This window comes from Paenibacillus sp. N3/727, assembly GCF_022637315.1.
In the GTDB taxonomy this organism is placed as follows: domain Bacteria; phylum Bacillota; class Bacilli; order Paenibacillales; family Paenibacillaceae; genus Paenibacillus_AQ; species Paenibacillus_AQ uliginis.
On sequence record NZ_CP093336.1, the window covers coordinates 5,203,247 to 5,225,323 of the forward strand.

Annotated in this window: 23 protein-coding genes and 6 tRNA genes; 3 read left to right on the forward strand and 26 right to left on the reverse strand. The window is 45.0% G+C overall.

What is annotated here, in order from left to right; genetic code table 11:
* Genes MNQ98_RS24160 through MNQ98_RS24185 form a run of 6 tightly spaced genes read right to left on the reverse strand, consistent with a single transcriptional unit; the run spans position 1 to position 4,914 of the window.
* A complete protein-coding gene (locus MNQ98_RS24160) occupies positions 1–699 on the reverse strand; it encodes a TadE/TadG family type IV pilus assembly protein (RefSeq protein ID WP_241930524.1) in 699 nt (232 codons plus the stop codon).
* Positions 659–853 (reverse strand): Flp1 family type IVb pilin, encoded by a 195-nt coding sequence (locus tag MNQ98_RS29780; protein ID WP_347272270.1) that lies wholly within the window; start codon positions 851–853, stop codon positions 659–661. Before MNQ98_RS29780 ends, MNQ98_RS24160 begins: the two co-directional genes overlap by 41 nt.
* Positions 854–871: 18 nt before the next feature.
* Positions 872–1,744: a type II secretion system F family protein gene (locus MNQ98_RS24170; RefSeq protein WP_241930525.1), complete on the reverse strand. Its 873-nt coding sequence runs from the start codon at positions 1,742–1,744 to the stop codon at positions 872–874.
* Between the two features lie 14 nt (positions 1,745–1,758).
* Complete coding sequence (locus MNQ98_RS24175) at positions 1,759–2,523, reverse strand: type II secretion system F family protein (RefSeq protein ID WP_241930526.1); 765 nt, start codon at positions 2,521–2,523, stop codon at positions 1,759–1,761.
* Complete coding sequence (locus MNQ98_RS24180) at positions 2,520–3,767, reverse strand: TadA family conjugal transfer-associated ATPase (protein ID WP_241930527.1); 1,248 nt, start codon at positions 3,765–3,767, stop codon at positions 2,520–2,522. Before MNQ98_RS24180 ends, MNQ98_RS24175 begins: the two co-directional genes overlap by 4 nt.
* Positions 3,760–4,914: a P-loop NTPase family protein gene (locus MNQ98_RS24185; RefSeq protein ID WP_241930528.1), complete on the reverse strand. Its 1,155-nt coding sequence runs from the start codon at positions 4,912–4,914 to the stop codon at positions 3,760–3,762. Before MNQ98_RS24185 ends, MNQ98_RS24180 begins: the two co-directional genes overlap by 8 nt.
* 322 nt (positions 4,915–5,236) lie before the next feature.
* Between MNQ98_RS24185 and MNQ98_RS24190 the strand changes: the two genes are divergently transcribed.
* Complete coding sequence (locus tag MNQ98_RS24190; RefSeq protein WP_241930529.1) at positions 5,237–6,076, forward strand: thermonuclease family protein; 840 nt, start codon at positions 5,237–5,239, stop codon at positions 6,074–6,076.
* A 5-nt stretch (positions 6,077–6,081) separates the two neighbouring features.
* Here the strand turns inward: MNQ98_RS24190 and MNQ98_RS24195 are convergent, their stop codons facing one another.
* From MNQ98_RS24195 to MNQ98_RS24285, 19 genes are all read right to left on the reverse strand, one after another.
* Positions 6,082–6,501: a thiol-disulfide oxidoreductase DCC family protein gene (locus tag MNQ98_RS24195; protein ID WP_241930530.1), complete on the reverse strand. Its 420-nt coding sequence runs from the start codon at positions 6,499–6,501 to the stop codon at positions 6,082–6,084.
* Between the two features lie 133 nt (positions 6,502–6,634).
* On the reverse strand, positions 6,635–6,913 hold the full coding sequence (locus tag MNQ98_RS24200) for a hypothetical protein (RefSeq protein ID WP_241930531.1): 279 nt from the start codon (positions 6,911–6,913) through the stop codon (positions 6,635–6,637).
* Positions 6,914–6,998: 85 nt separating this feature from the next.
* Complete coding sequence (locus MNQ98_RS24205) at positions 6,999–7,241, reverse strand: zinc ribbon domain-containing protein (protein ID WP_208918022.1); 243 nt, start codon at positions 7,239–7,241, stop codon at positions 6,999–7,001.
* 157 nt (positions 7,242–7,398) lie between these two features.
* Positions 7,399–7,481: transfer RNA gene (locus tag MNQ98_RS24210), tRNA-Leu, on the reverse strand.
* Between the two features lie 72 nt (positions 7,482–7,553).
* Entirely contained in the window at positions 7,554–7,919 is a 366-nt protein-coding gene (locus MNQ98_RS24215) for a helix-turn-helix domain-containing protein (RefSeq protein WP_241930532.1), read from the reverse strand.
* A 932-nt stretch (positions 7,920–8,851) separates the two neighbouring features.
* Positions 8,852–10,405, reverse strand: coding sequence for an alpha/beta hydrolase (locus tag MNQ98_RS24220; RefSeq protein ID WP_241930533.1), 1,554 nt, complete (start codon positions 10,403–10,405; stop codon positions 8,852–8,854).
* A gap of 18 nt (positions 10,406–10,423) precedes the next feature.
* Positions 10,424–11,446 (reverse strand): FecCD family ABC transporter permease, encoded by a 1,023-nt coding sequence (locus tag MNQ98_RS24225; protein WP_241930534.1) that lies wholly within the window; start codon positions 11,444–11,446, stop codon positions 10,424–10,426.
* Positions 11,439–12,446: a FecCD family ABC transporter permease gene (locus MNQ98_RS24230; protein ID WP_208918017.1), complete on the reverse strand. Its 1,008-nt coding sequence runs from the start codon at positions 12,444–12,446 to the stop codon at positions 11,439–11,441. The genes MNQ98_RS24225 and MNQ98_RS24230 overlap by 8 nt, the downstream gene beginning before the upstream one ends.
* A gap of 22 nt (positions 12,447–12,468) precedes the next feature.
* Positions 12,469–13,479: an ABC transporter substrate-binding protein gene (locus MNQ98_RS24235; RefSeq protein WP_241930535.1), complete on the reverse strand. Its 1,011-nt coding sequence runs from the start codon at positions 13,477–13,479 to the stop codon at positions 12,469–12,471.
* A 110-nt stretch (positions 13,480–13,589) separates the two neighbouring features.
* Complete coding sequence (locus tag MNQ98_RS24240; protein ID WP_241930536.1) at positions 13,590–15,248, reverse strand: AraC family transcriptional regulator; 1,659 nt, start codon at positions 15,246–15,248, stop codon at positions 13,590–13,592.
* A 210-nt stretch (positions 15,249–15,458) separates the two neighbouring features.
* Positions 15,459–15,656 (reverse strand): KGG domain-containing protein, encoded by a 198-nt coding sequence (locus MNQ98_RS24245; protein WP_481856671.1) that lies wholly within the window; start codon positions 15,654–15,656, stop codon positions 15,459–15,461.
* Between the two features lie 177 nt (positions 15,657–15,833).
* The gene (locus MNQ98_RS24250) at positions 15,834–16,085 is read right to left on the reverse strand and encodes a hypothetical protein (RefSeq protein ID WP_241930537.1); all 252 of its coding nucleotides are present in this window, start codon (positions 16,083–16,085) and stop codon (positions 15,834–15,836) included.
* Positions 16,086–16,354: 269 nt separating this feature from the next.
* A tRNA-Leu gene (locus tag MNQ98_RS24255) sits at positions 16,355–16,437 on the reverse strand.
* A gap of 29 nt (positions 16,438–16,466) precedes the next feature.
* A tRNA-Lys gene (locus MNQ98_RS24260) sits at positions 16,467–16,542 on the reverse strand.
* Between the two features lie 76 nt (positions 16,543–16,618).
* Positions 16,619–16,693: transfer RNA gene (locus MNQ98_RS24265), tRNA-Glu, on the reverse strand.
* Between the two features lie 266 nt (positions 16,694–16,959).
* The gene (locus MNQ98_RS24270; protein WP_241930538.1) at positions 16,960–17,421 is read right to left on the reverse strand and encodes a DinB family protein; all 462 of its coding nucleotides are present in this window, start codon (positions 17,419–17,421) and stop codon (positions 16,960–16,962) included.
* A gap of 508 nt (positions 17,422–17,929) precedes the next feature.
* Positions 17,930–18,018, reverse strand: a tRNA-Ser gene (locus tag MNQ98_RS24275).
* A gap of 7 nt (positions 18,019–18,025) precedes the next feature.
* Positions 18,026–18,101 (reverse strand) — tRNA-Asn (locus MNQ98_RS24280).
* A gap of 44 nt (positions 18,102–18,145) precedes the next feature.
* Complete coding sequence (locus tag MNQ98_RS24285; RefSeq protein WP_241934027.1) at positions 18,146–18,616, reverse strand: SprT family protein; 471 nt, start codon at positions 18,614–18,616, stop codon at positions 18,146–18,148.
* A gap of 203 nt (positions 18,617–18,819) precedes the next feature.
* On the opposite strand from MNQ98_RS24285, the gene MNQ98_RS24290 reads away from it, so the two are divergent.
* Both MNQ98_RS24290 and cmpA read left to right on the forward strand, forming a co-directional pair.
* A complete protein-coding gene (locus MNQ98_RS24290) occupies positions 18,820–19,170 on the forward strand; it encodes a hydrolase/acyltransferase (RefSeq protein ID WP_241934028.1) in 351 nt (116 codons plus the stop codon).
* Between the two features lie 80 nt (positions 19,171–19,250).
* The gene (cmpA, locus tag MNQ98_RS24295) at positions 19,251–19,379 is read left to right on the forward strand and encodes a cortex morphogenetic protein CmpA (RefSeq protein WP_208918012.1); all 129 of its coding nucleotides are present in this window, start codon (positions 19,251–19,253) and stop codon (positions 19,377–19,379) included.
* Positions 19,380–19,560: 181 nt separating this feature from the next.
* Here the strand turns inward: cmpA and MNQ98_RS24300 are convergent, their stop codons facing one another.
* Complete coding sequence (locus MNQ98_RS24300; RefSeq protein ID WP_277883692.1) at positions 19,561–21,771, reverse strand: Tex family protein; 2,211 nt, start codon at positions 21,769–21,771, stop codon at positions 19,561–19,563.
* Positions 21,772–22,077 lie beyond the last annotated feature (306 nt).

A 22,077-nucleotide genomic window follows, 5' to 3' on the forward strand; every position in this document is an offset into this window, starting at 1 on the left:
CTATCGACGCCTCCCATACTTCTGAATTACTTCGGAAGCACTACCGGGATCGGTTCGGCTTCCACCCGCACCCTTAAATTTCGAGCCGTAATAGCGCATAAGCTCAACGGTTCGGATAAACTCGACCGGATCCACAATAACAGACTGTGAGCTGACCTGAAGATCAGTTCCGCCGGACATCACCTTTTCCAGTGGGGAGATCGTTACAGGCCAAGATAGTTCTGTGTTCACTTTTCGTAAGAGCACTTTATTGTCATACATCATCTCCCCCTGCATCCCATCCGGTACAGCAGAGGCTCCTTTGGTCATTTTCACCTCCGGTAGTTCAGTCTGATCTCCTCCAGGGATGGTAATGGCCCCGGCCGATCCTCCATTTCCTAGACCAAATAAAGAGCTAAGCAAACGATCATCCGTCAACCGCCAATATAGCGGATCATACTGCCCTTCCTCTGCCGCTCCGCTAACCGCATCCTTATGGCTGTTATCCCAAATAAAGGCCGTGCGTTCAGATGCAGCGGATGAAGCCTGAACGAGAAAAGATCTCTGATAAATATACAGACATAGGAACAGAAGCAGTGCCGTCACCAGCAGCACTATAGGCAGAACAAGAGAGGCTTCAATCGTGAAGTTCCCCTCGTCATTCTTCCAGAACCGGCGCCTATTTCGAGTTGATGAATTCATCTGTTCTAGTGTTAACATTGCTAAACAGTCGCGTAACTAAAGTTTTAAGCTGATCCTTGAATATAAGAGCAATGATCAGAATCACCACAATAATGAGGATCATTTCAAGCGTACCAATTCCTTTTTCATCCTTCCAAAAAACCCTAACCTGATTACGTAGTACAGACAGCATCCTTATCACCAAACCCTTCTACATATTCATCATCATAAAAGCCGGCGCACCGACCAACACAATCACAACCATAAAAATAACGACCATTGGAAATACCAGCTTGGATGAAGCCTGTTCACCTCTTGTCCGTGCGATCGCCTTCCGTTTCTCCCACAACACCCGGGACAGATCACGGAGCGCCAGAACAAAATCATTCCCTCCGCGCCTGAAGTTCAGCAGTACGGTTGTAGTAAAGATCGATACCTCTTGCACGGCACAGCGCTTGCTGAACTGCTCAAACGCCTGTTGAAAGGAATGTCCACCTTCCCAATCGCCAACCATTTTCCTAAGCTCCGAATACAACGGATGCTGATCATCACATTTCCGTTCTACACAATGAACGATCGCTTTTTGAACAGTCTCTCCGGCTCCAACAAGCAAAATCATCTTGTTTAACAGCTCGGGAAGCTCCATCACGATATCTTGATCACGAAGCAGCACCTTCTTATTCAGATCCTTCACCATGGAAACCGGCATAAGTATACTGAGAAAGCCACCTACAAGCACTCCAATGGGTTCACCTGTCCCGATCGACCATAAACAGCCACCAATAAGAATCAACCAGCTGTAAGCAAGAGAATCTGCCATGAAGAGCAAGCTCATCTCCGCACTGTGGCGAAGGCCGTGAATTTTTTGCACGGATCTCTGTATCCGGAAGAAGAGGATGGGGAATCGGGTATTCACCTTACTCTTATCCAAAACGAATAACAAAGGCGGCGTAAGCTTCGTAAGCCTGAGCCCTTCCATGGGCAGCCTGCTGAAGCGCCGATATCGTTCACCTCCCATTTGATTCAGCACCACCCAGCCACCCACCAGCAGAATCAGCAGAGCACCACATAGCCATCCCAACACAGCTCACTCACCTCCTACACCTTAATGTTCATCATTTTCGTAATCCACCAGAAACAGCCCCCAAGAACTAAAAGTGCTAAGGTAGAGATTATGAATCCGGCCGCACTACCGTGCATAGGTTTCATATAATCCGAAGCTGACATGTTCATAAAAAGCAACAACAGAAAAGGAGCCGCCAGCAATGCTTTGGATTCAAACTTTTTTTGAGCGATCATGACCGATATTTCCTGCTGGATATCCAGCTTCTCTCCAATGACGGAAGATGTCCGACGGATGACCTCCACCAGATCGCCTCCGGTTCTTTTGCAGGTCGTAAACACGTCAGCAAAATTCGTTATATCATCCATCCCTGCTCTCAGGGCAAAATCCTGCAGTGCTGCTTCGATGGGTTCGCCAAACTCCAGTCGTGAAACAATGACCTTTAATTCGAATATCAGATCATTTTGAGCTCCGGGATCCAGCATCAGCAGATCCTCCACCGCATCACGGAATCCATTCTCAACTGAGCGCCCTGCAGATAGAGAAGAGGATAGAGAATATAGCGCCTGCTTAAAGTGAAGATTCAGCATAGCTCTTCTGCGGTCCAGAAGATGACGCCGCCAAAACGGCGGAATGATCAACCCTCCGGCACTCAGTATCAGAGACATGATCACATTTTGATAAAACAGATAGCCCATCCCGAAAAATAATACTCCGCTCAACGTAACACAGCGGATCCGCTGTCCCTTCGATAGGTTATAAACCCTGTAATCCGGAAGTATGTTTCTTTGTGGTCTCATTTCACCACCTCAAAGTTCTGAAGCGGCCAAGTAGCAATCCCCGCCATTCGCAACTTATCTATATTTACAAGCGGGTTACCACAAGGCTCAAGCCTTCCCATCACACGTCCTCCGGCTTCGCCCGTCTCACAGAACTTATAAAGGGGGTTAATCATAACGACATCTCCGTACATACCGATAACCTCACTAATTTCTGTTACACGACGCGAGCGGTCTCGCAGCCTGGACAGGTGTACAAAAATATCAATCGCCGAGCTGATCTGCTGCCTGACAACCGTGACCGGTAGCTCAGCCCCGCTCAATACCATCGTTTCCAGACGGCTGATCATATCCCGAGTACTGTTGGCATGTCCGGTTGACAAACTCCCATCGTGTCCTGTGTTCATCGCCTGCAGCATATCCAGCGCTTCACTCCCCCGTACCTCTCCGACCACAATCCGGTTAGGCCTCATCCGAAGGGACGAGCGTATCAAATCACGTATAGATACTTCACCCCGCCCTTCGGTGTTGGCGTTTCTCGTCTCCAGTGACACAAGGTTCGGCACCGTAACGATCTTCAATTCAGCTGAATCTTCAATCGTAATCACTCTCTCATCGGCCGGTATAAACTGGGATAAGGCATTCAGAAAAGTTGTTTTTCCTGAACCTGTTCCTCCACCAATAAAAATGTTATATTTTCCGACTACCAGCGTCCGGAGCAGATCTGCCGCTTCCTGACTTAGCGCCTCCCTGGCCACCAGGTTTTCCATCGTCATCGGGGACTCGGGAAATTTACGGATCGTCATTGTCGGCCCCTTTAGCGCTATGGGAGGAAGAACAATATTAACCCGTGACCCATCTTTCAGACGGGCATCAACGATCGGTGAAGATTCGTTTACAACCCTGTTCACCGTGCCCACTATAGTCTGAATGATATCCTCCAGCCTGCCTTGGGATTCGAACTGGACCTGCAGACGCTTTACTTCACCTTCCTGTTCAATGAACACATCCTTATGACTGTTAATCATAATTTCCGTAATCGCGGGATTATCGACCAGAGGCTGCAACACATCCAGGCCACGAAAGGAATCGAAAATTCTCCGCACCAGTGTGCGCCTTACCGCTGCAGTCAGTTCACTCAGCTCTTGACGCGCCCATACCACCTCCTCGATATACAACATCAGTTCACGATTCCCGACAGCTGCTGTAATATCTAGTCCCGCCCGTACTTCGTTTCGTATAGAGATAAAAATTTCTTCATCCATAGGCACGCTCACCACTGGTGCTTCTCATGCCAAACCATCCGGTCTCCCCAAGCAAATCACTGCAAAGCTTCAATATTTCCCTCTGAAAAATCGGTGAGCACAACAGCAAGTCCTCCTGCTGCACCTGCTTCCATGAAGGAATGTAAGGCAGCATACCATCCATCCTCATATCCTTGCGGGGAAGCGGATTACCCAGACTGCCAGTAAACCGATTAACGATAAACCTGCTCTTGCCCATGATCTGTCCGAACCAATCGGAATTCTCCTTCTCCATGTGACTAAGCCATATACCGTTCTTATACATACTGATAAGGTCATCCAGTAAGATCCACAGAAGAAAGTGACAATTCTCCATCACAGCATGCAGACGTTCCCTTGACTGGTTGTCCGTGTCAATGACGATCACATCGTATTGGCCGCTCTTGGAAATCAGATCAATCAGTACCTTTACATCCTCAGCCGTCATTTCCATCAGCTCTTTCAGATGATCACTCGGTTCAAACACATCACACTTCAAGGCATCGTGCACCATCACATAACGGGCTAGAGACAACTCGTTTCTCTCACCATTTTCTTGTGAGGATTTAATCTCATAGAGCAGCCGCGAGAAGGTACCTTCTCTTCGGTTACCGTCCGAGAACAAAGCACTGGAGTTTACCGTCTCCAAATTCAAATAAAACACCTTCAAGCCCATTACACCCAATTGTCTCGCCATATTTACAGCTGCCGTAGTCCGTCCGCTCCCTCCAAGAACCGACACAAGACCAATGATCTGGGTGCTTCCGGAGTGAAACTCGTTCTTTCTTGTACGGTTTCCTCCGGCATGACTCATCCACAAATCCAGCAGCTGTGGCAAAGGCTGATACTTCGCGGCAGTCAGTCCTTCACCAGCCAGATTTGGCTCTTCTCCCCCTTCAGCAAGAACGATCCACGGCACGGATAACATCTCTTCTGACAACCAAGCTTCCAGCATGTTTGCCTCACCTACAATAAGGTCCGGTATGTCTCTATACTGCAGCAGTGCTTCAACCCGAGTGAACGCCGTTACCTGCATCTTCTTCACATACTCACTTCCGTGTATATATTGAAGTAGCGGTTCGACATACTCGGAATCCTGAACAGCCAGCACAACCCTGACCGGTAACATGTCTATAGATCCCTTCTTTCAATAGACAACGCAAAAAAGCACCGTCCAAGCCGCATTTAAGCGATCATTGAACGGTGCTTCCGTTGTCTTGTTATAATTTGACATAAGAATAGCATAAGTTACGGTATGTCTTCAAGCGATTTTTTTATAATCCCAATAAAACGGTCCAACATACCCTTGCCAAAAAGATGAAATACCGTCATAATGGACTCGGCAGGAACAGATGTTCCTAGCAGGAATCTCTCTATTTATCGTCATCCTATATAGAGTCTCCTATACCTACCTTAATTACAAGGCATCTTAGCCAGGAGAGTGACAACTTATGAAAAGACGCATTTTACCAATCATCATTACAGGCCTGCTTTTATTGTCCGGCTGCAGCGATCCACTTACCACTGCATCGTCAGAGCAGTCAAACACAGACATTAATACGGCTGCACCGAACAATTCCAAACCCACAACTTCAAAGCCTGACGATAAATCCTATCCGACCGATGATCTCAACATCCCAAGAGTCCCCGTCGAACTTGTGAAGACCGTGGACGGCGATACAATCAGTGTTAAATATGAAGGTAAAACGGAAAAAGTCCGCTTTTTGCTGATCGATACACCAGAAACGAGCCATCCACGACTTGGTGTGCAGCCCTTTGGCCCGGAAGCAAAAGCATTTACTAAAGAAATTGTGGAAAAAGCAGAGAAACTTGAGCTCGAATTCGACATCGGACCGAACCGGGATAAATACTCCAGATTGCTTGCGTACGTGTACGCAGACGGCCAGATGGTTCAGGAGCTCCTTCTGGAACAAGGGCTTGCCCGAGTAGCCTATATTTATCAGCCCAATGTACGTTATGTCGATAAATTTAACGATCTTCAGACCATCAGCCGCAATAAGTCGCTGGGAATTTGGAGTGTCGAGAATTATGCACAGGATGATGGCTTTCATCCTGAAGAACAGAAGAGTGAAAAGAAAGGTACTACCGCAAACACAAGTTCCAATACGGATAAACCTAAAAGTGGATGCAACATTAAAGGCAACATCAATTCGAAAGGTGAAAAAATATATCATACTCCGGAATCCCCTTACTACGAAAGGACCAAGCAGGAGCAGTGGTTCTGCAGCGAAAACGAGGCTAAACAAGCCGGTTTCCGCGCCCCACGTTAGTATGTCTAAAGAAACCGGCGCCGGATTTCCGGCGTTGGTATCATGCATTGCTCGTCTTGCCCGAACCAGCGATATCGGTTTTTTGCTACCCACTTGTACAATACATCGCGGAGTGCCCGCGGCACGATGATAAATCCATATAGCAGCCGCCACGGAAAAGTAAGACGACGTACAATGCGCAGAGCAGCCGCAGAGCGGATATAGTAAGTACCATTCTCCACAACAACAACGGTGTCGACCGTTTCTTCAGGCAATCCCCCTTGCCGAAGAATATCTTTTCCGATATCGGACTGAAGTGAAGCGAACTTGAACATTCCTGGAGGATCACGCTTTATGATAAACTTCGTAAGCCCTTGGCACATATGACACACCCCGTCAATCAGCACGATCGCATGCTGTGACTGTTCAAGATGTTTGTCCATCATCTCTTCCCTCCCTTGTATGTATAGCTCCAATGATACTATACAACCACATCCCCTGATTCAATTACTTCCGTTTCTAATATAAAAGAAAAAAAGCGCAGGAGGATTCTCCCGCGCTTTATCGTAGCAAGTTCTATTATTCTGCAGCTGCTTTACTCAGCCATTCGCCATCTCTCATCTGTTGATCAAAATCAGTGGAGAACTTCTCCATGCATTTGCAGATGAAATCTTTACGGCAAACCGGACAAGGTGTTTTTCCAAGTCGGCTTACATTAGTCATTTTCCATTCCGGAAAACGGTTGTAGAACACGCGGCAATCCGTTCCATCAGCTAAGCTGATAATGAACTCGTAAAGCCCTTCTTTGTCGTTGCTTCCGGCTTTGATCACGTTAGAAATCTGTGGTCTGTATGACACATGCATCACCCATCTATTTAAGTTTCGTCTAGATTACCTTGTACTTTCTGGTACTTAGACATATTAAAGAATTTTAAGGGTGATGTCAACCAAAGAACACGTCGAGTATAGAGCCTAGCTGTCCGCGTTTCTTGCCTTCTAGAATATCCGGATTAAATACTTCTACATATCCGCAATTGGTACAGGAAACGAACAGGAAATGATTGTGCTGAATATCAAACATTTTGCTTAGCCCTGATCCAGACATCGCTACTTCCTTCGTTGCACAATGGGTTCCTCCGCATTTGGAGCATCTAAAGCGTTCCTCTATCATTTCTTCAATACGCATATTAAATATCCCCTTTCATAACAATCCATACATATTTCTTACGGATCATCTGGGGTTGCAGTTGCATATTTTTATATCAAGAGATGAAACGTTGTACGCCTGAAAACAAAAAAGAACAACCCCTTGCTCAGCAAGGAGTTGTTCTTCTGTTGTATGATGCGGTAGAGAGGACTCGAACCTCCACGGGTATACACCCACTACCCCCTCAAGATAGCGTGTCTGCCATTCCACCACTACCGCATATTGTAAGGGAAGTTCTACAAGAGAACATTCCCTATTATATAGATCTCTTGCTAAGAAGTAAAGAGGCAATTACTCCCTATCCCGATACTTCCTGTATTCCGTAAACTCTAGATACTCCCTAATAAAGTCCTTCTCATCATCCGTAAGGCTTGATGCTTGAATCTGTTCAGCCGTCTCCTGCATATGATCAGTCCCGTAATTTTCACGAACTTCCATCACACTTGTAGAAGGACTCCCCCTACCGACAATAAGCCAGTCCAGACTAACTTCGAAATAGCCGGCGATCTCAATCAGTTTATTGGTGCTTGGGGTTGTCTTACCTCTTTTCCAGTCACCAAAATTTCCTGTGCTGATCCCGAGGTTTTCACAAAACGCTTTTTTAGTCATACCCCGGCTTTCAATGAGATGTTCGATTCGTTGGTATATTGACTGCATGAAACAACCGCCTTTCCCAATCTTCTAAAAAAATAAATACTTATTTACGTTATTTTTTACTTGAACAATGACTTAATTAAGTGTATAATGAGAAAATACACGTCTAAATTATACCATTTCTTCATGCCCGTTGTCTCTTATCCAAAGTTTCTATACCAGGGGAGCGAGTAATTTGCGACAATCTTTATCCACATCTTGGAGTTGTGCAATCCATTTCCTGAAACCTGGACTGATGATTATCCGTCCAGATGGCACAATAGATCAAATTAACGACTCATGGAGGCTGATGGCTCCAAAGTATGGTGCCTCTCCCAATTTTGAATGGCCTGGAACCCCTTTTTTTGAAATGCCTCCACAGATCTTTGGCAAGCCCTCCTTCGGGGAGTTTTATAAAACGATATATCTCACCTCATTGAAGGATGTACTAACAGGAAAAAATTCTAGTTATACTGTGGAGTATTCCATAGACTGGAGCGGTAGGATCGCTTGGATTTTGTGCGAGGCTTATTCTCTTACAATAGATAAAAACAACCCCAATGGAATGATTGTTTCGTTCTCCGATATTACGCGATATAAACAAAAAGAGATCCGTCTCGAACGGGCGCTTGCTCAGACATGCTCGCTTCACGGACATGTTCCGATCTGCGCCGTATGTAAGCATGTCCGAACTGCGAAAGTCTGGGAACCCGTCGAAAACTATCTAGAAAGCCGTATGCCTATCGAATTTACACACGATATTTGCCCTAGCTGTATCAAAAGATTATATCCTAAATACTCATCTGTGTTAGAGGATCCTCATTTTTCGTCAGAAGAGTAGCTACGAGTTAAATGGCCACCTTAATGATCAGATCCTTGATGATACATCCTTTACCATCTCTAAGTTCCCAGCATAAAGAGCCTTCGCTCATAAGCGAAGGCTCTTTATCTCTTATTTATTTTGTGATGAAACGAAGTAGCGGGCTGATTAGCGAAGGTATAACCGAAACATGCCCCTCGCCCTCCACTTCTTGAAATATCGGATGTATTCCTTTTGGGGACGCTTTAAGAACCTCGTATAACTCCTTCGCATCTTTTACCATAGACGGCTTCTCATTACTTCCTACGAAAATAAGCAGTTCCCCAGATTGTTCATGCTGCCCCAAGTTTTCCTCTCTCTCGTTCCATATCTGATAAAGAACATGATTTTTCCACCAAACAGAAGGACTGGCCGCGATATAACGCTGAAAAGTCCCACATCGAGTAAACAAAGAATACAGCGACAAAAATCCTCCAAGAGAATGGCCGAACAGTGACTGCCTCGAATGATCGATGGAGAAGCACTCCTCAACCTTCGGTTTCAACTCTTCCTCAATAAATGTGAGGAATTCCTCGGCTCCCCCGGTTTTAGGCCATGGAGACCCATCAGGACGGGCAGGCAGTTCAGTTTCGTCAGCATGAACAGTGTAGTCATAAAAACGTTCATTCGTTACGATCGGATTGTCGGAATCGTAGCCGATTCCAACGATAAGTGCCGGCGAAATCCCATGTGGGCGCCTCGATTGCATCCGTATGGACTCAGCCAGAGAACCAAACGAAGCATTTGCGTCCAACGCATACAGGACAGGGTATCCCTCTTCAGGGGGCGGTTCTACCGGCTTAGCGATACTAATTCGATACCAACGCCCCGTACGATTCGATTGCACATTCCACACTTGGGTTCCTGGTATACTAAATTCTCTTGTACTTTCTTTTACGAGGCACTTTGCTTCAGGACGTTGGTTAAACAGCCACTGTAGCGCTTCAGGGAACCGCTGAATCATGAATATACCATCATGTGTTCCTTGTGGATCCAAAACCAAACGGAGCGAGTCTTCAGGAAAACCTTTTTCGATAAATAATGAAGCTGCGGCTTTGGTATTTGGCACCATTTGCTTCTGTGCATTCTGTTTATATTTCCCTTCGCATAAGCCCACGGACATGAACATTCGCAAGTCTTTGTTCATGCCTTCATTTTGGCGGATGTAATCCATAACCCCCTCATACCAGAAGGACGCTGACAGTAGGCCGATCCGGCCAAATGTATCCGGGCGCCAATACCCGGCAAACAGTGAAATTAATCCTCCAAAAGAACCACCGATGATCGCCGTATTTTCAGCTTCTTTATGTGTCCGATAGTGATTGTCTATGTAAGGCTTGAGTACATCCGCGACCTCATCTACATATACCTTCCCCTTGCCACCGAAGGCGTTCATGTTTTTCAGAAGTGCTTCTGCAGGCCATGGGGTATATTCATCATTTCGGTTTGGACTCGTGATGCCAACCAGAATCAGTTCCTCCAGTGCTCCTGTAGCAAATAAATGCTCCAAATAGTTCAAGCACTCGGTAAAAAGGTAGCCATCGTCCTGGACATAAGCAACGGGATAGTGCCGGTCGGATTGTTCATAGGAAGGTGGCAGATATAATATGACTTCTCTTTGTTCCACTTTTAAATGATGAAAGTGATTCATTCCACTCCTCCAGTCTTTTTATTTCCTCGTTCGAATGAGCAAATAAACAAAGTAGGGCACACCGATGATGGATACCACAATACCAACAGCCAGTTCAGCAGGTGCAAATATCGTTTTTCCAATAAAATCACCGATAAGAACGATCGCCATGCCAGCCACACCACTGACAGGAATGATATTTTTGTGCCGCAGTCCTACCAATTGTCTGGCCATATGAGGAGCGATCAGGCCCACGAAACCGATACTGCCTGAGACAGCAACACTGGCACTCACCAATCCAACGCTGCACAACAGAAAAATATTTTTTTCCCTTTCAACAGATACGCCAAGCCCTTTCGCACTTTCCTCACTCAACTGAAACAAATCCAGAACATGAGCGCGCAGCCAAATTATTAGTGGAAGAAGCAGTATCCAAGGCAGCATGGTAATAACAAACTTCCAGTTCGCGCTGTGAAGGCTGCCCGCGAGCCATACAACTGCCATCTCAAAATCATTCGGATTCATTTTGAGAGAGACATACATGGTCACAGCGCCGAATCCGGAAGCAATAGCAATCCCGACCAATATAAGCCGCTGCGGATCGAGCGTTCCGCCTTGTCTGGCAAATAAATAAATCGCCGCTGTGGCAGCCATCCCGCCGACCACACCGAACATTGGCATCATCATTACGCCAAGCCATCCCGTCATTGTTATATTCCCTTGAAACAGGAACATAAACAGCACAACAGCCATTCCCGCACCTGCGTTAATTCCAAGTATCCCGGGGTCCGCAAGTCCATTTCTCGTTACGCCTTGGATCACGGCACCGGCTATTCCCAAGGAGAAGCCAACCAGGGCACCAAGAACGATACGTGGAAGGCGAAAATCAAACACAACAAGATTATAGTCTGGCTGAGGGTCGATTCTTAGCAATGTTTTGATTAGATCCATAACTGATATGTCAAAGGTTCCGCTCGTCAAACTGAAATAAGCAGCCGTAAACACAATGACGGTTCCTATAACTAATACAGTACTCACACGTGCATAAGATGTGTTACGCATGCTGCCCTCCCCCTCTCGTCTTAATCAAATACAAGAAGAAGGGAACACCAATCAAAGCCGTAACAACACCTACCGGAGTTTCAAAAGGAAAATTGATAAACCGCGCAAGAATATCGCACAAAGCCAGAAACACTCCACCTAGCACCCCGGATACGGGAACGATCCAGCGGTAATCAGAACCCGACAAAAATCTGGCGATATGGGGAATGATCAATCCTACGAAGGCAACTTTTCCAGCTAGTGCCACAGAGACACCGGTCAAAATAACGACGGCCAGTATCGCGAGCGATTTAACAAGCACTGTACGTATTCCCAGTCCCTTCGCAATCTCTTCGCCGAGTGAAAGGACAGATACAGATTTAGACAGACCAAGAGCCAGTGACAAACCCACAACGGCAAACGGAATACTTAACTTAATCAATTCCGGATCCATCTGATGCAGCCTGGCGTTATACCAAAAACTAAGATTCTGGGAAATCTGATAATAAGTCGCAATGGCATTAGCTGTTCCGCTTAGAAATGTTCCGATAATTGTACCGAGTATTGCCAGACGAACTGGACTAAGTCCATGAGGAATCATCCAGGCAAGACCGAAAACAATGCCTGCACCGACGGCAGATCCGATCAAGGAACATACAATATACCAGGTGGAATTCGCGTTTGGCATAAATACCATAAATAGAGTAACCGCAAAAACAGAACCGTCCGATACGCCCATGATGGAGGGCGATGCAAGGTAATTTCTTGTCATTCCTTGCATGAGTGCTCCTGATATAGCCAGAAAAGCACCAATCAGCATCGCTCCAATGACACGCGGCAGCCTAGAAGTCATAATGATCTGATGGTCTACACTGTCTGCATCAAATGCGAATACGGAATCCCAAATCACATCAACTGTAATATTTTTAGCTCCATATAAAATAGAAGCAATGATGAGCAATATAACTGCTGCCGGGGCTATCACAAGGATAGCCGCCGGCAGCGAACATCTGAACCGCATATACAACACGCCTTATACTGATCTATTTTGTGAGATGACTTACCGCTTCCTTCAGAAACTGAATTTTGCTGTAGGCTGTTCCGCCTTGAGCCAAGGGATCGACAACATTAACAAAAACGTGGTCGTCCTTGAAAGCCTTAATGTTCTTCATGATCGGATCGTTCTTGAATTTCTCAAGCGCATCCGGTGTTTCTTTGTTCTCTTCCGGAGAGAACTGGATGAACAGATAGTCTGGATTCATGTCTGCAAATTTCTCTTTGGAGATCAATTCCTGTGCTTTTGCTGCTTTCACTTCCTCAGGAACTACGATCCCAAGATCTTCATACAATACCGGATTAAAGAATACAGCTTCCGGATAAATGTACTGCTCTCCACCCCGGATCCTTAACGCAACAACCTTTTTATCCTTAAGGGAATCTCCAAGCTGAGATTTGGCCGCATCCAGGTCAGTTTTGTACTGGGCAATTTCTTTCTCCGCCTGCTCCTGTTTGCCACTTAACTCCCCAAGCAGTCTTAAGTTACTCTCCCAGTTCGTTGAGATATGGGAATACGGAATTGTCGGTGCAATTTTGTTCAACTGCTCAATAACCTCCGGTTTGGCTTTGGAAGATGCCAGAATGACATCTGGTTTCAATGACAAAATGGTTTCGAAATTCGGTTCCATTTTTTCTCCAACGGATTGAGCATCTTTCGTTATGGATTGAAACAAAGGAGGGAACTCCCCTGCAAAAGTAATAGCTCCAACAGGATTAACTTCCAAAACAATGGAATCCTCCATGGCTTCGACAGCACCTGTGATAACAATTCGCTCTGTCTTAGTTGGCAGTGTGTACTCTTGGTCCAGATATTTCACAACTTTGGTATCTGCAGTCTGAGGAGCATCTGCTTTTTTCTCTGTGGATTCGTTCTGCGAAGCATTGTTTTGGGATTCATTATTAACGGCCTGCTCTTTTCCTTGCTTATCTCCACCACAAGCCGATAAAATCATGGCCATCACCATGAATAACCCCAGCATAAACTTCATTTTTTTCATCTCTTTCTTGTTCCCCTTTCAACGGTCACCCTGTAATTGATAATGATTATCATTATTAATAATGGTAAGGGATGAACGTTCATTACACCATGGACAAATCACCGAATCTATCATGGACAATTTCCGGAAAAGATTTTAGCAGCCTCTTCAGCCATTAGTTCCAGTGCAATCGGTGAATATTCTCGCCAGGGATAGGAGGATATCTGATGAAACCTTCCTTCTCTAACAGCAGGTATCGTCATCCAATCCGGAGAAGATTGCAGTTCTCGCCAATATTCAAGCGTTTCCGAATCCTGACGGACCAAAAGAAAAATATGATCTGCCTCCATTGTCTTTATCTTGTCAACAGTTAAGGGGACATCGTCAGTCATTTTTCCTATAAGGGAAGGTGAAAGAAAATCCAGATTGTTAAACAACACTTCTCTTATACCGTGGCTTCTATATGAGACCAGTTCATGATCATGAAGACGTGCGGTCAAAAGCGTTGGCCGATCTTTGATTTCCCTGAAAATCTCATGCCGGAAGGAGCGTAATTTACTATAAAATGACTCTATCCACTGCTGTGCCTCTACATTTTTATCAAGTAAATGTGCCATCCACAGTAGCTGCTCCTCCCACCCAACACTTTCCTCTGGAAGTTCATAAACAGGGGCAATCTGCTGCAACCGCTCCTTCTCCCATAATTCCAGATCCTGTGAACAGATAATAAGCTCCGGCTGTGATAATTCAAGCTTTTCCAGATTACCTGTTTTGTTATGATTTTGGCGGAACGCATTCAAGTGTACAGGGATATCCGGACCAAGGTTATGGTAGTAATTCCAAGACCATTTGGGATGCAACGGCGCTGCATATGGAATGATATTAAGCGGTAGTAAATAACCTAATAGGGAGGTTGAACCATAGACGGCTAGTTTGTTTTTTCGTTTTTTTATGTAGGCCGACGGAGATAGACCAAATTCTTTTTTGAACTTTCGACTGAAATAAAATTCGTCTTTATACCCCACCATGTGCGCGACTTCCTTAAGAATGCGTCCTGAACCCAACATTAATTGTTTCGCCTTATTCATTCTGACCTGAGCCAGATATTCCATCGCACTAAGACTATACGTTTTTTTAAACATATCCATATAATATTTGGGACTGAGTTCGGCCATACCGGCAAGCTGGTCAATCGTCAATTCTTCATGATAGTGATTGTCCATGTATTCTCTGCTCCGTTCCAATCCCTGAGTTTTATCGCTCTTGACATTCAAATTGCCCAAAAATAACATCTCTTGCAGTAATTCTTGAAAATCCAGCTGAGCCCGCCATTGTTTAAAATCATCATCACTTCGAAAATGCTCATATATGGATCGACAGAACAAACTCAATCGATCTGCTGAGCTTAGCGTCAATGCACCATTGTACTGAAGTATTTTTTCGGCATCAGCCTCCTCCAGCTGTCTCCTGCATAATGATTCTTTATAGAAGTTAAAATAAATGACGGCAACAGACACCGATTCCACACCATGCCTGTTTATTCCGAAAGTTGTACCACCCGGGCAAAAGTAAGCAAATTCTTTTCCCATCCGATTTTTACGATCTTCTCTTTCCAGAGAAGCCTCTCCTCCGAGCAAAACAACGAGTGCTGGTTGAAGCGTAAGCCGCTGTTCCAGATGCATGCCTTCCAGAGTGAACACTTCTATATTCCACAATTTGATTGTCAAAGAGTTGAATGTTGTGTGCTGCTTTCCTTTGCCGTTACTGTCTTTCCTTATATTCAATATCAAAACAAATTCCGCCCTTATGTGAGAATGGTTATCATTATCATATAAATAACATATTCCTAGTCACTCTGTCCAGAAAGCTACTGCTATTCTTCTGTAGCCTGTACAGTAAGAAATAAAACAGCCATAGCCGGGTTCAGCCCCAGACTATGGCTATTCCTAATTACTTATGAAGGTTCTATTTTGCAAAATTTGTTAATAAAACTCTTTACCCTAGGAGTCAGAAGTAGCTTCTCCGCCCTTCCTGCCAATTTCCTGATAGAACTGTCTACTGTGAGAATTTGACGTTGCCTTGCCACCCTTGCGGCCGATCTCCTGATAAAATTCTTTATTATGGTTCTTGGCTGTTGCTACTCCACCTAACCGTCCTGCTTCTTCACGGCTCATTTTACCAGTGTTGTTTCTAGCCATTACGAATCACTCCTTATAGGTTTTTGGGAAGTTGCCTGTCCATGGTATCCTATTAACCGCTGGACCAAATATGAAACATCATTTACTTCTCAAGGAAGCCCCTGCTAACCCCTCGTTCGGACCGTTAAAAGACCCATTTCCAAATGAAATTGGAAATGGGTCCTAATAATTAAAAACCTATAAAGTATTGCCGATATTCAGCAATTGTTTTTTCAAATCGAAATCCTTAGGTTCGCGATAACGCCATTTCGCCCCTTTTTTAATCCACTCTTCAAGATATGCTATATAGGTATATCCTAAATCATCATCATGATATCCAAATTGAAAGCCGCAACATGAGCAACGTATATAGGTCTTATAACCATATTCGTCTATCGGTGGTTCATCAAGCTTGTCGTATCCGCATACTAAACAAGTATAATATTTCATTGTTTTAGCTCCTTTAATTATTGTCTTCTCCAATAAGCAATTACTTGTTTAGGCTTATAGTAAGTTTTAATTACGTCCTTTTTAGAAAGAATACCAAATTCATTGGTTCGTGGGTTATAAAATAATTTATCACCATTGGGCCTGCTTTAGTTGAATAAGCCCCTATCAAGCTGGTGGAGGATAAACGGAAAAAGGAGCAACTAAGCAGGAAACATCTCCTGCATAAACGCCAAAAAAAGCTCCTGCAAAAATGCAGGAGCTTTTTAGTATGCGGTAGAGAGGACTCGAACCTCCACGGGTATACACCCACTACCCCCTCAAGATAGCGTGTCTGCCATTCCACCACTACCGCATATTAAAAGGGTTAAATCTGTAAAAAAATGGTGAGCCATGAAGGACTCGAACCTTCGACACCCTGATTAAAAGTCAGGTGCTCTACCAACTGAGCTAATGGCTCTCGATGACAATCAAAGTGGCTGCCATAAAAGTTAATTTGTGCTTCGACGAACCGTTGGGGTTCTCAAAGTAAAATATGGTGACCCGTAGGGGATTCGAACCCCTGTTACCTCCGTGAAAGGGAGGTGTCTTAACCCCTTGACCAACGGGCCTTATTTTCAACATCGCCGTGACGACAAGATTGAGTATAGCATAAATAGAAAACTTATGACAAGCTTTTTTTATATGTTTTTCAAAAAAATTTTAGGTTTAATCCTTCATCAAATTTAGCCCAAAAATTTCGTTGCTATCGATTCCTCTATCACGGTATTCCCTTTACTTTAAGTAATATCTTGAACTTATAACATCAAATTATTGACCATCTATAATGAATTTCTGCTCCATCTTCTACGAGATCGGAATATTTATCAATCGCCACCTATAGCTCTAAAACACGTTTAATTTGTTGAAAATGGTGAGTATCATGTTTTACTAGACCGTTATAATAATCGAATAAATTCAAACGCGTTTGACCAATATTGAATTCTTTACACCAATCTGTAAGGGGCATTTTATCTATTGCACCAATAAGTTCTTTTCTTACCGCAACAAATTTATTTACTAACATTTGTTTTTCATATGTTCTTGCTTCTGCTGCAGCTTGTGAGTTCATAGCTTCTACATCTGGAACCTTTGGTAGGACCCCTTCCGAAAATAAATGAGGAATTCGTTTATGTACAACTTCATCCCAAAATACTAAATGTCCTATTATTTCCGCTATCGACCATTTCCCAGTATCTATTGGACTCCTCCATTGATTTTCAGTGATACAACTTAAACTCTCAACAAATTCAATCGAATTAGAATAATGGTCAATAATTTTCGATTTCTCTTTAGTCATACACCAGACCTCCTTCTCTAAAAAACTCATTATATTATTAATTATACTTTCGTTGATGGCTTGAATTAGTTAAAGTAATGAGTTATCTATGTCGCGCACAGGATATTCGAGCTTTCTACTGCGAAGTATTAAAGAATCTATTATTCGTTGTTAAATGAAATATAATTCAAGAAATCAAACGATGTCAACGATGGAGATGGATACTCTCCCGTTGGTCGAGACTGCGAAGCGTTTCCTAAGGATGTGAACGCGCCGACGCCCCCTCTTTTGAGGGTTCTCATCCCTTTACATACAAAAATGACCCATCGTATATGCTATAGGTCATTTTCTAATCGATGTCATTCAGAACGGAGAGAGAGGGGTACTCTCACTTCGTTCGAGACTGCGATGCTGATCCTACCGATGCCTATGCTCCGACGAACCCTTAAAAGGGTTCTCATCCCTGTACATACAAAAATGACCCATCGCATATGCTACAGGTCATTTTCTAATCGATGTTATTTCTAAACGGAGAGAGAGGGATTCGAACCCTCGCACCGCTTACGCAGTCTAACCCCTTAGCAGAGGGTCCCCTTATAGCCACTTGGGTATCTCTCCAAATGAATGGCTCCCCGAACAGGACTCGAACCTGTGACAACTCGATTAACAGTCGAGTGCTCTACCAACTGAGCTATCAGGGAACGTTATGATGTAACTGAATATTAATTTACCATGATGTGCGCTTTCAGTCAAGCGGCAGAAGACGAAGACGACCACTGCAGCGACCACAGCGGTAACGTGCTGGATCCATTTTTCGTTTGCGCTTGTATTCTGTTCCACAATCCACACACCGCAGCACATAGCGATAGGGCTCTGGTTTTCGTTGTTTATCGCGCGGTTTTACAATTGCTTTACAGAAGCGGCTGCCACCTACAGCCTTAAGCAGTGTTTTGAAATCGGAATCACGATGCTTATATCCCCGTCCTGCCAGATGTAGATGATAATGGCATAACTCGTGCTTTATGATCTTCTCCACTTCTTCTCGCCCATGAATCTCAAGCTGGTGAGGATTAATTTCTATATTGTGGCTCTTCATAAAATACCGCCCGCCTGTGGTGGAAAGCCTACGGTTAAACAAAGCACGGTGTTTAAATGGAACACGAAAACTTTTAATCGAGATCTCCTCCACCCAAGCCTGAAGCTCTTCGTTGCTCATCTCATGCATAACGTCTGCCTTCTCCCTTTCCGCATTTCTTTATTCGTGCACACGACACGCGAAGGATACTACTTGAATTTTAACTTCTCTCTAAGCTACACTGTCAAGTAAGGATGATGCAAATGAACGGCTTTCGTCAAACGATCAGAATGAATTTTGCAAATAATCTGAAGCAGGAAAGTATGGAGGGAGAACTTACAATCATGCCGAACATGCGTTATGTAATTTTACAGCTGAACGATAAACTGCAATACGTGGAAATGCCTTCGGATTACGCTTACCAGCTTAGCGCGCTCAATCTGCGGCTCAATAAGGAAATCAGCAAGCTGACTACACCGGACAAGCCGGATCTGCCGCTCGCCGTAGCTGAATGTGATAACTTGGACTTGCTTCAGGAATCTGCGGAAACGGTCAGTGGTCTTGACTACATAAATGAATTGGAACGCACCTTTGCTTCCCTGGATGAGATTCATTATCCGCTCATATCTCTGCTCACTGAAATTCGCGCCTTACAGGCACAGCTGGAGCAGTGGTATGAAGAAGAAGCCGTTTAAAAGTAGGTAGACCTGCACGCTTTGGGCGTCTTCCCCATATGCTATCCATAACAGACGGATCGCAAGAGGAGGAGATACCCTTGCCGCAATGGCTCTGCAATCAACTGACACGTGCCTTTCGCAAAAAGGACAGACGCCAAATAAAACTACTGAACGAGTGCTGGTTCTTTTACCGAAACTCCCCGGGTGAGAGCTCGGATGCCCAATAAAGGGTGTGCACCATATTATCCAAATCAGGTATGCGAACAAGCCAGACCAAGGATCTGGCTTGTTTTAGTTTGTTGCGAGATATTTTCAAGTTTATTCCCGCTCATTCAAAACTACACGTTGAAGGCCAATCTCTTAACAAGAAGCCCCAATCCAGCACTGGATTGGGGCTTCTTGTCATTCTTATTGGTCCTTCGGCTTACGCATGGTCAAACCGACGCGGCCTTTTTTCAAATCTACATTCAATACCCATACGGTCACATTGTCACCGACTGATACAACATCCATTGGATGTTTGACATATCCATCGCTAAGCTGTGAAATATGAACTAATCCATCACTCTTGATACCGATATCAACAAAGGCACCAAAGTCGATCACGTTGCGGACGGTCCCCTGAAGCTCCATACCTGGCAGCAAATCTTCAATCTTTAACACATCCGTGCGGAAGATCGGAAGCGGCAGCTCCTCCCGTGGATCACGGCCAGGGCGCTGGAGGCTATCCAGGATATCCCGCAGAGTCGGTACACCGACATCCAGCTTCACAGCCAGATTTTCGGTCGCTTGTCCATCCAGGAGTTCAGCCAACTCTTTCGTTCCAACTTTGTCCGAGCTAACATTGAGCTCTTTGAACAACCGGTCCACTACAGGATATGATTCCGGGTGAATTGGCGTACTGTCTAGCGTATTATCCCCGCCAGAAATCCGCATGAAGCCCACACATTGTTCAAAGGTCTTAGCCCCAAGACGAGGCACCTTCTGAAGCTGCTTCCGGCTGACAAACTTTCCGTTCTCTTCCCGGTATTTCACAATGTTCTTGGCGATTGTCGCATTTATACCCGCCACATAAGACAGCAAGGATGGAGAAGCCGTATTAACATCAACACCGACATGGTTAACCGCAGACTCTACAACCGCCTTCAGGCTTTCCTCCAAATGCTTTTGCGATACATCGTGCTGATACTGTCCCACACCGATCGATTTCGGATCAATCTTCACCAGCTCAGCTAGCGGATCTTGAACACGACGGGCAATCGAGGCTGCGCTGCGCTCTGCTACATCGAGATCAGGGAACTCCTCTTGGGCTAGCTTGGAGGCTGAATACACACTTGCTCCCGCTTCATTAACGATCAAATACGCCAGATCAGGATCGCCGATGTCAGAAATAACCTCAGCAACAAACTGCTCCGTCTCCCTGGATCCGGTACCGTTTCCGATAACAATTAGCTGGATTCCATATTTGGTAATGAGCTCTTTAAATTTGGCGGCTGCCTCCCGCTTTTTATTGTTCGGAGGCGTAGGGTACGTCACAGCTACTTCAAGCAGTTTACCTGTATCATCCACCACAGCCAGCTTACAGCCCGTACGGTAAGCCGGGTCAACCCCAAGCACACAGCGTCCCTTCACCGGCGGCTGCAGCAGCAGACTGCGCAAATTCCCCGCAAAAATAGAGATAGCCTGGTTCTCACCTTTCTCCGTCAGCTCACCTCGAACTTCCCGTTCAATGGAAGGGGCTATCAGGCGCTTGTAAGCATCCTCAATAACCGCATTCAAAATATCGGATACCACAGATGTGCCGCTTAATACCTGTTTGCCAATATATCCGTGAATCGACTCGGGCGGAACCTCCAGACCAACCTTGAGGATATTCTCACGTTCCCCACGGTTGATAGCGAGGATACGGTGAGGCGGCATTTTTTTGGCCAACTCACGGTATTCATAATAGTTCTCGTAGACGGACTCTACTTCCTTATCCTTGGCTTCGGAGGTCAATATGCCGTGATCCATACTATAGCGGCGCACCCAGGAACGTATTGCTGCATCATCAGCGATATTTTCCGCTAAAATGTCCATTGCGCCTTGAAGCGCTTCTTCCGCCGTAGCCACTCCTTTTTCTTCATCTACATAGTTCGCGGCTTCCATCAGGGCGTCCCCTTGCTTCGGCTGATTCCAAATCCAGGAAGCCAAAGGCTCAAGCCCTTTCTCCTTCGCCACACTAGCGCGTGTCTTCCGCTTTTGCTTGTACGGACGGTACAAATCTTCCACTTCCTGAAGCTTCACCGCTTGATCAATCGACGATCTAAGTTCGTCGGTCAGTTTGCCCTGCTCATCTATAATCCGGATGACTTCCCGCTTGCGAACCTCCAGATTACGCAAATAGTTGGTACGGTCTTCGATATCACGAAGGCGGTTCTCATCCAGTTCCCCTGTCATCTCTTTGCGGTAACGTGCGATAAACGGTATCGTATTTCCTTCATCCAGCAGCTCAACGGTCGTACGGACCTGCTTGACTGACAACTGAAGCTCCTTGGCGATTTGTTTGACGATCCTCTCATACTCTTCTTTGCGGATCTGTTCCTCATTCACTTCCACGACAGCTTCTAATTCAGACAATGTTTATCCCTCTCTCTTCAAAAAACTATACAACCATTATCCCAAATCTTCGCCTGCATTTCCAGCTTGCCCAACTTGTCCCCTCTTTTAAGTAAACCTTAATCTGCTTTTCATCTGTTTTTAAGATTCTATATATACAATTATTAAACAAGCATTAAACTAGATTATTCTGTCGTACCATTATATTGGAGGTAATACGGATGAACAACAAGAATGCATGGGCGTGGTCGGTAGTTTGTTTTGCTACCTTTATTGCAATCACAACTACTGCCTACGTCTTAATACCCGATGGCAGTACCCTTCAAC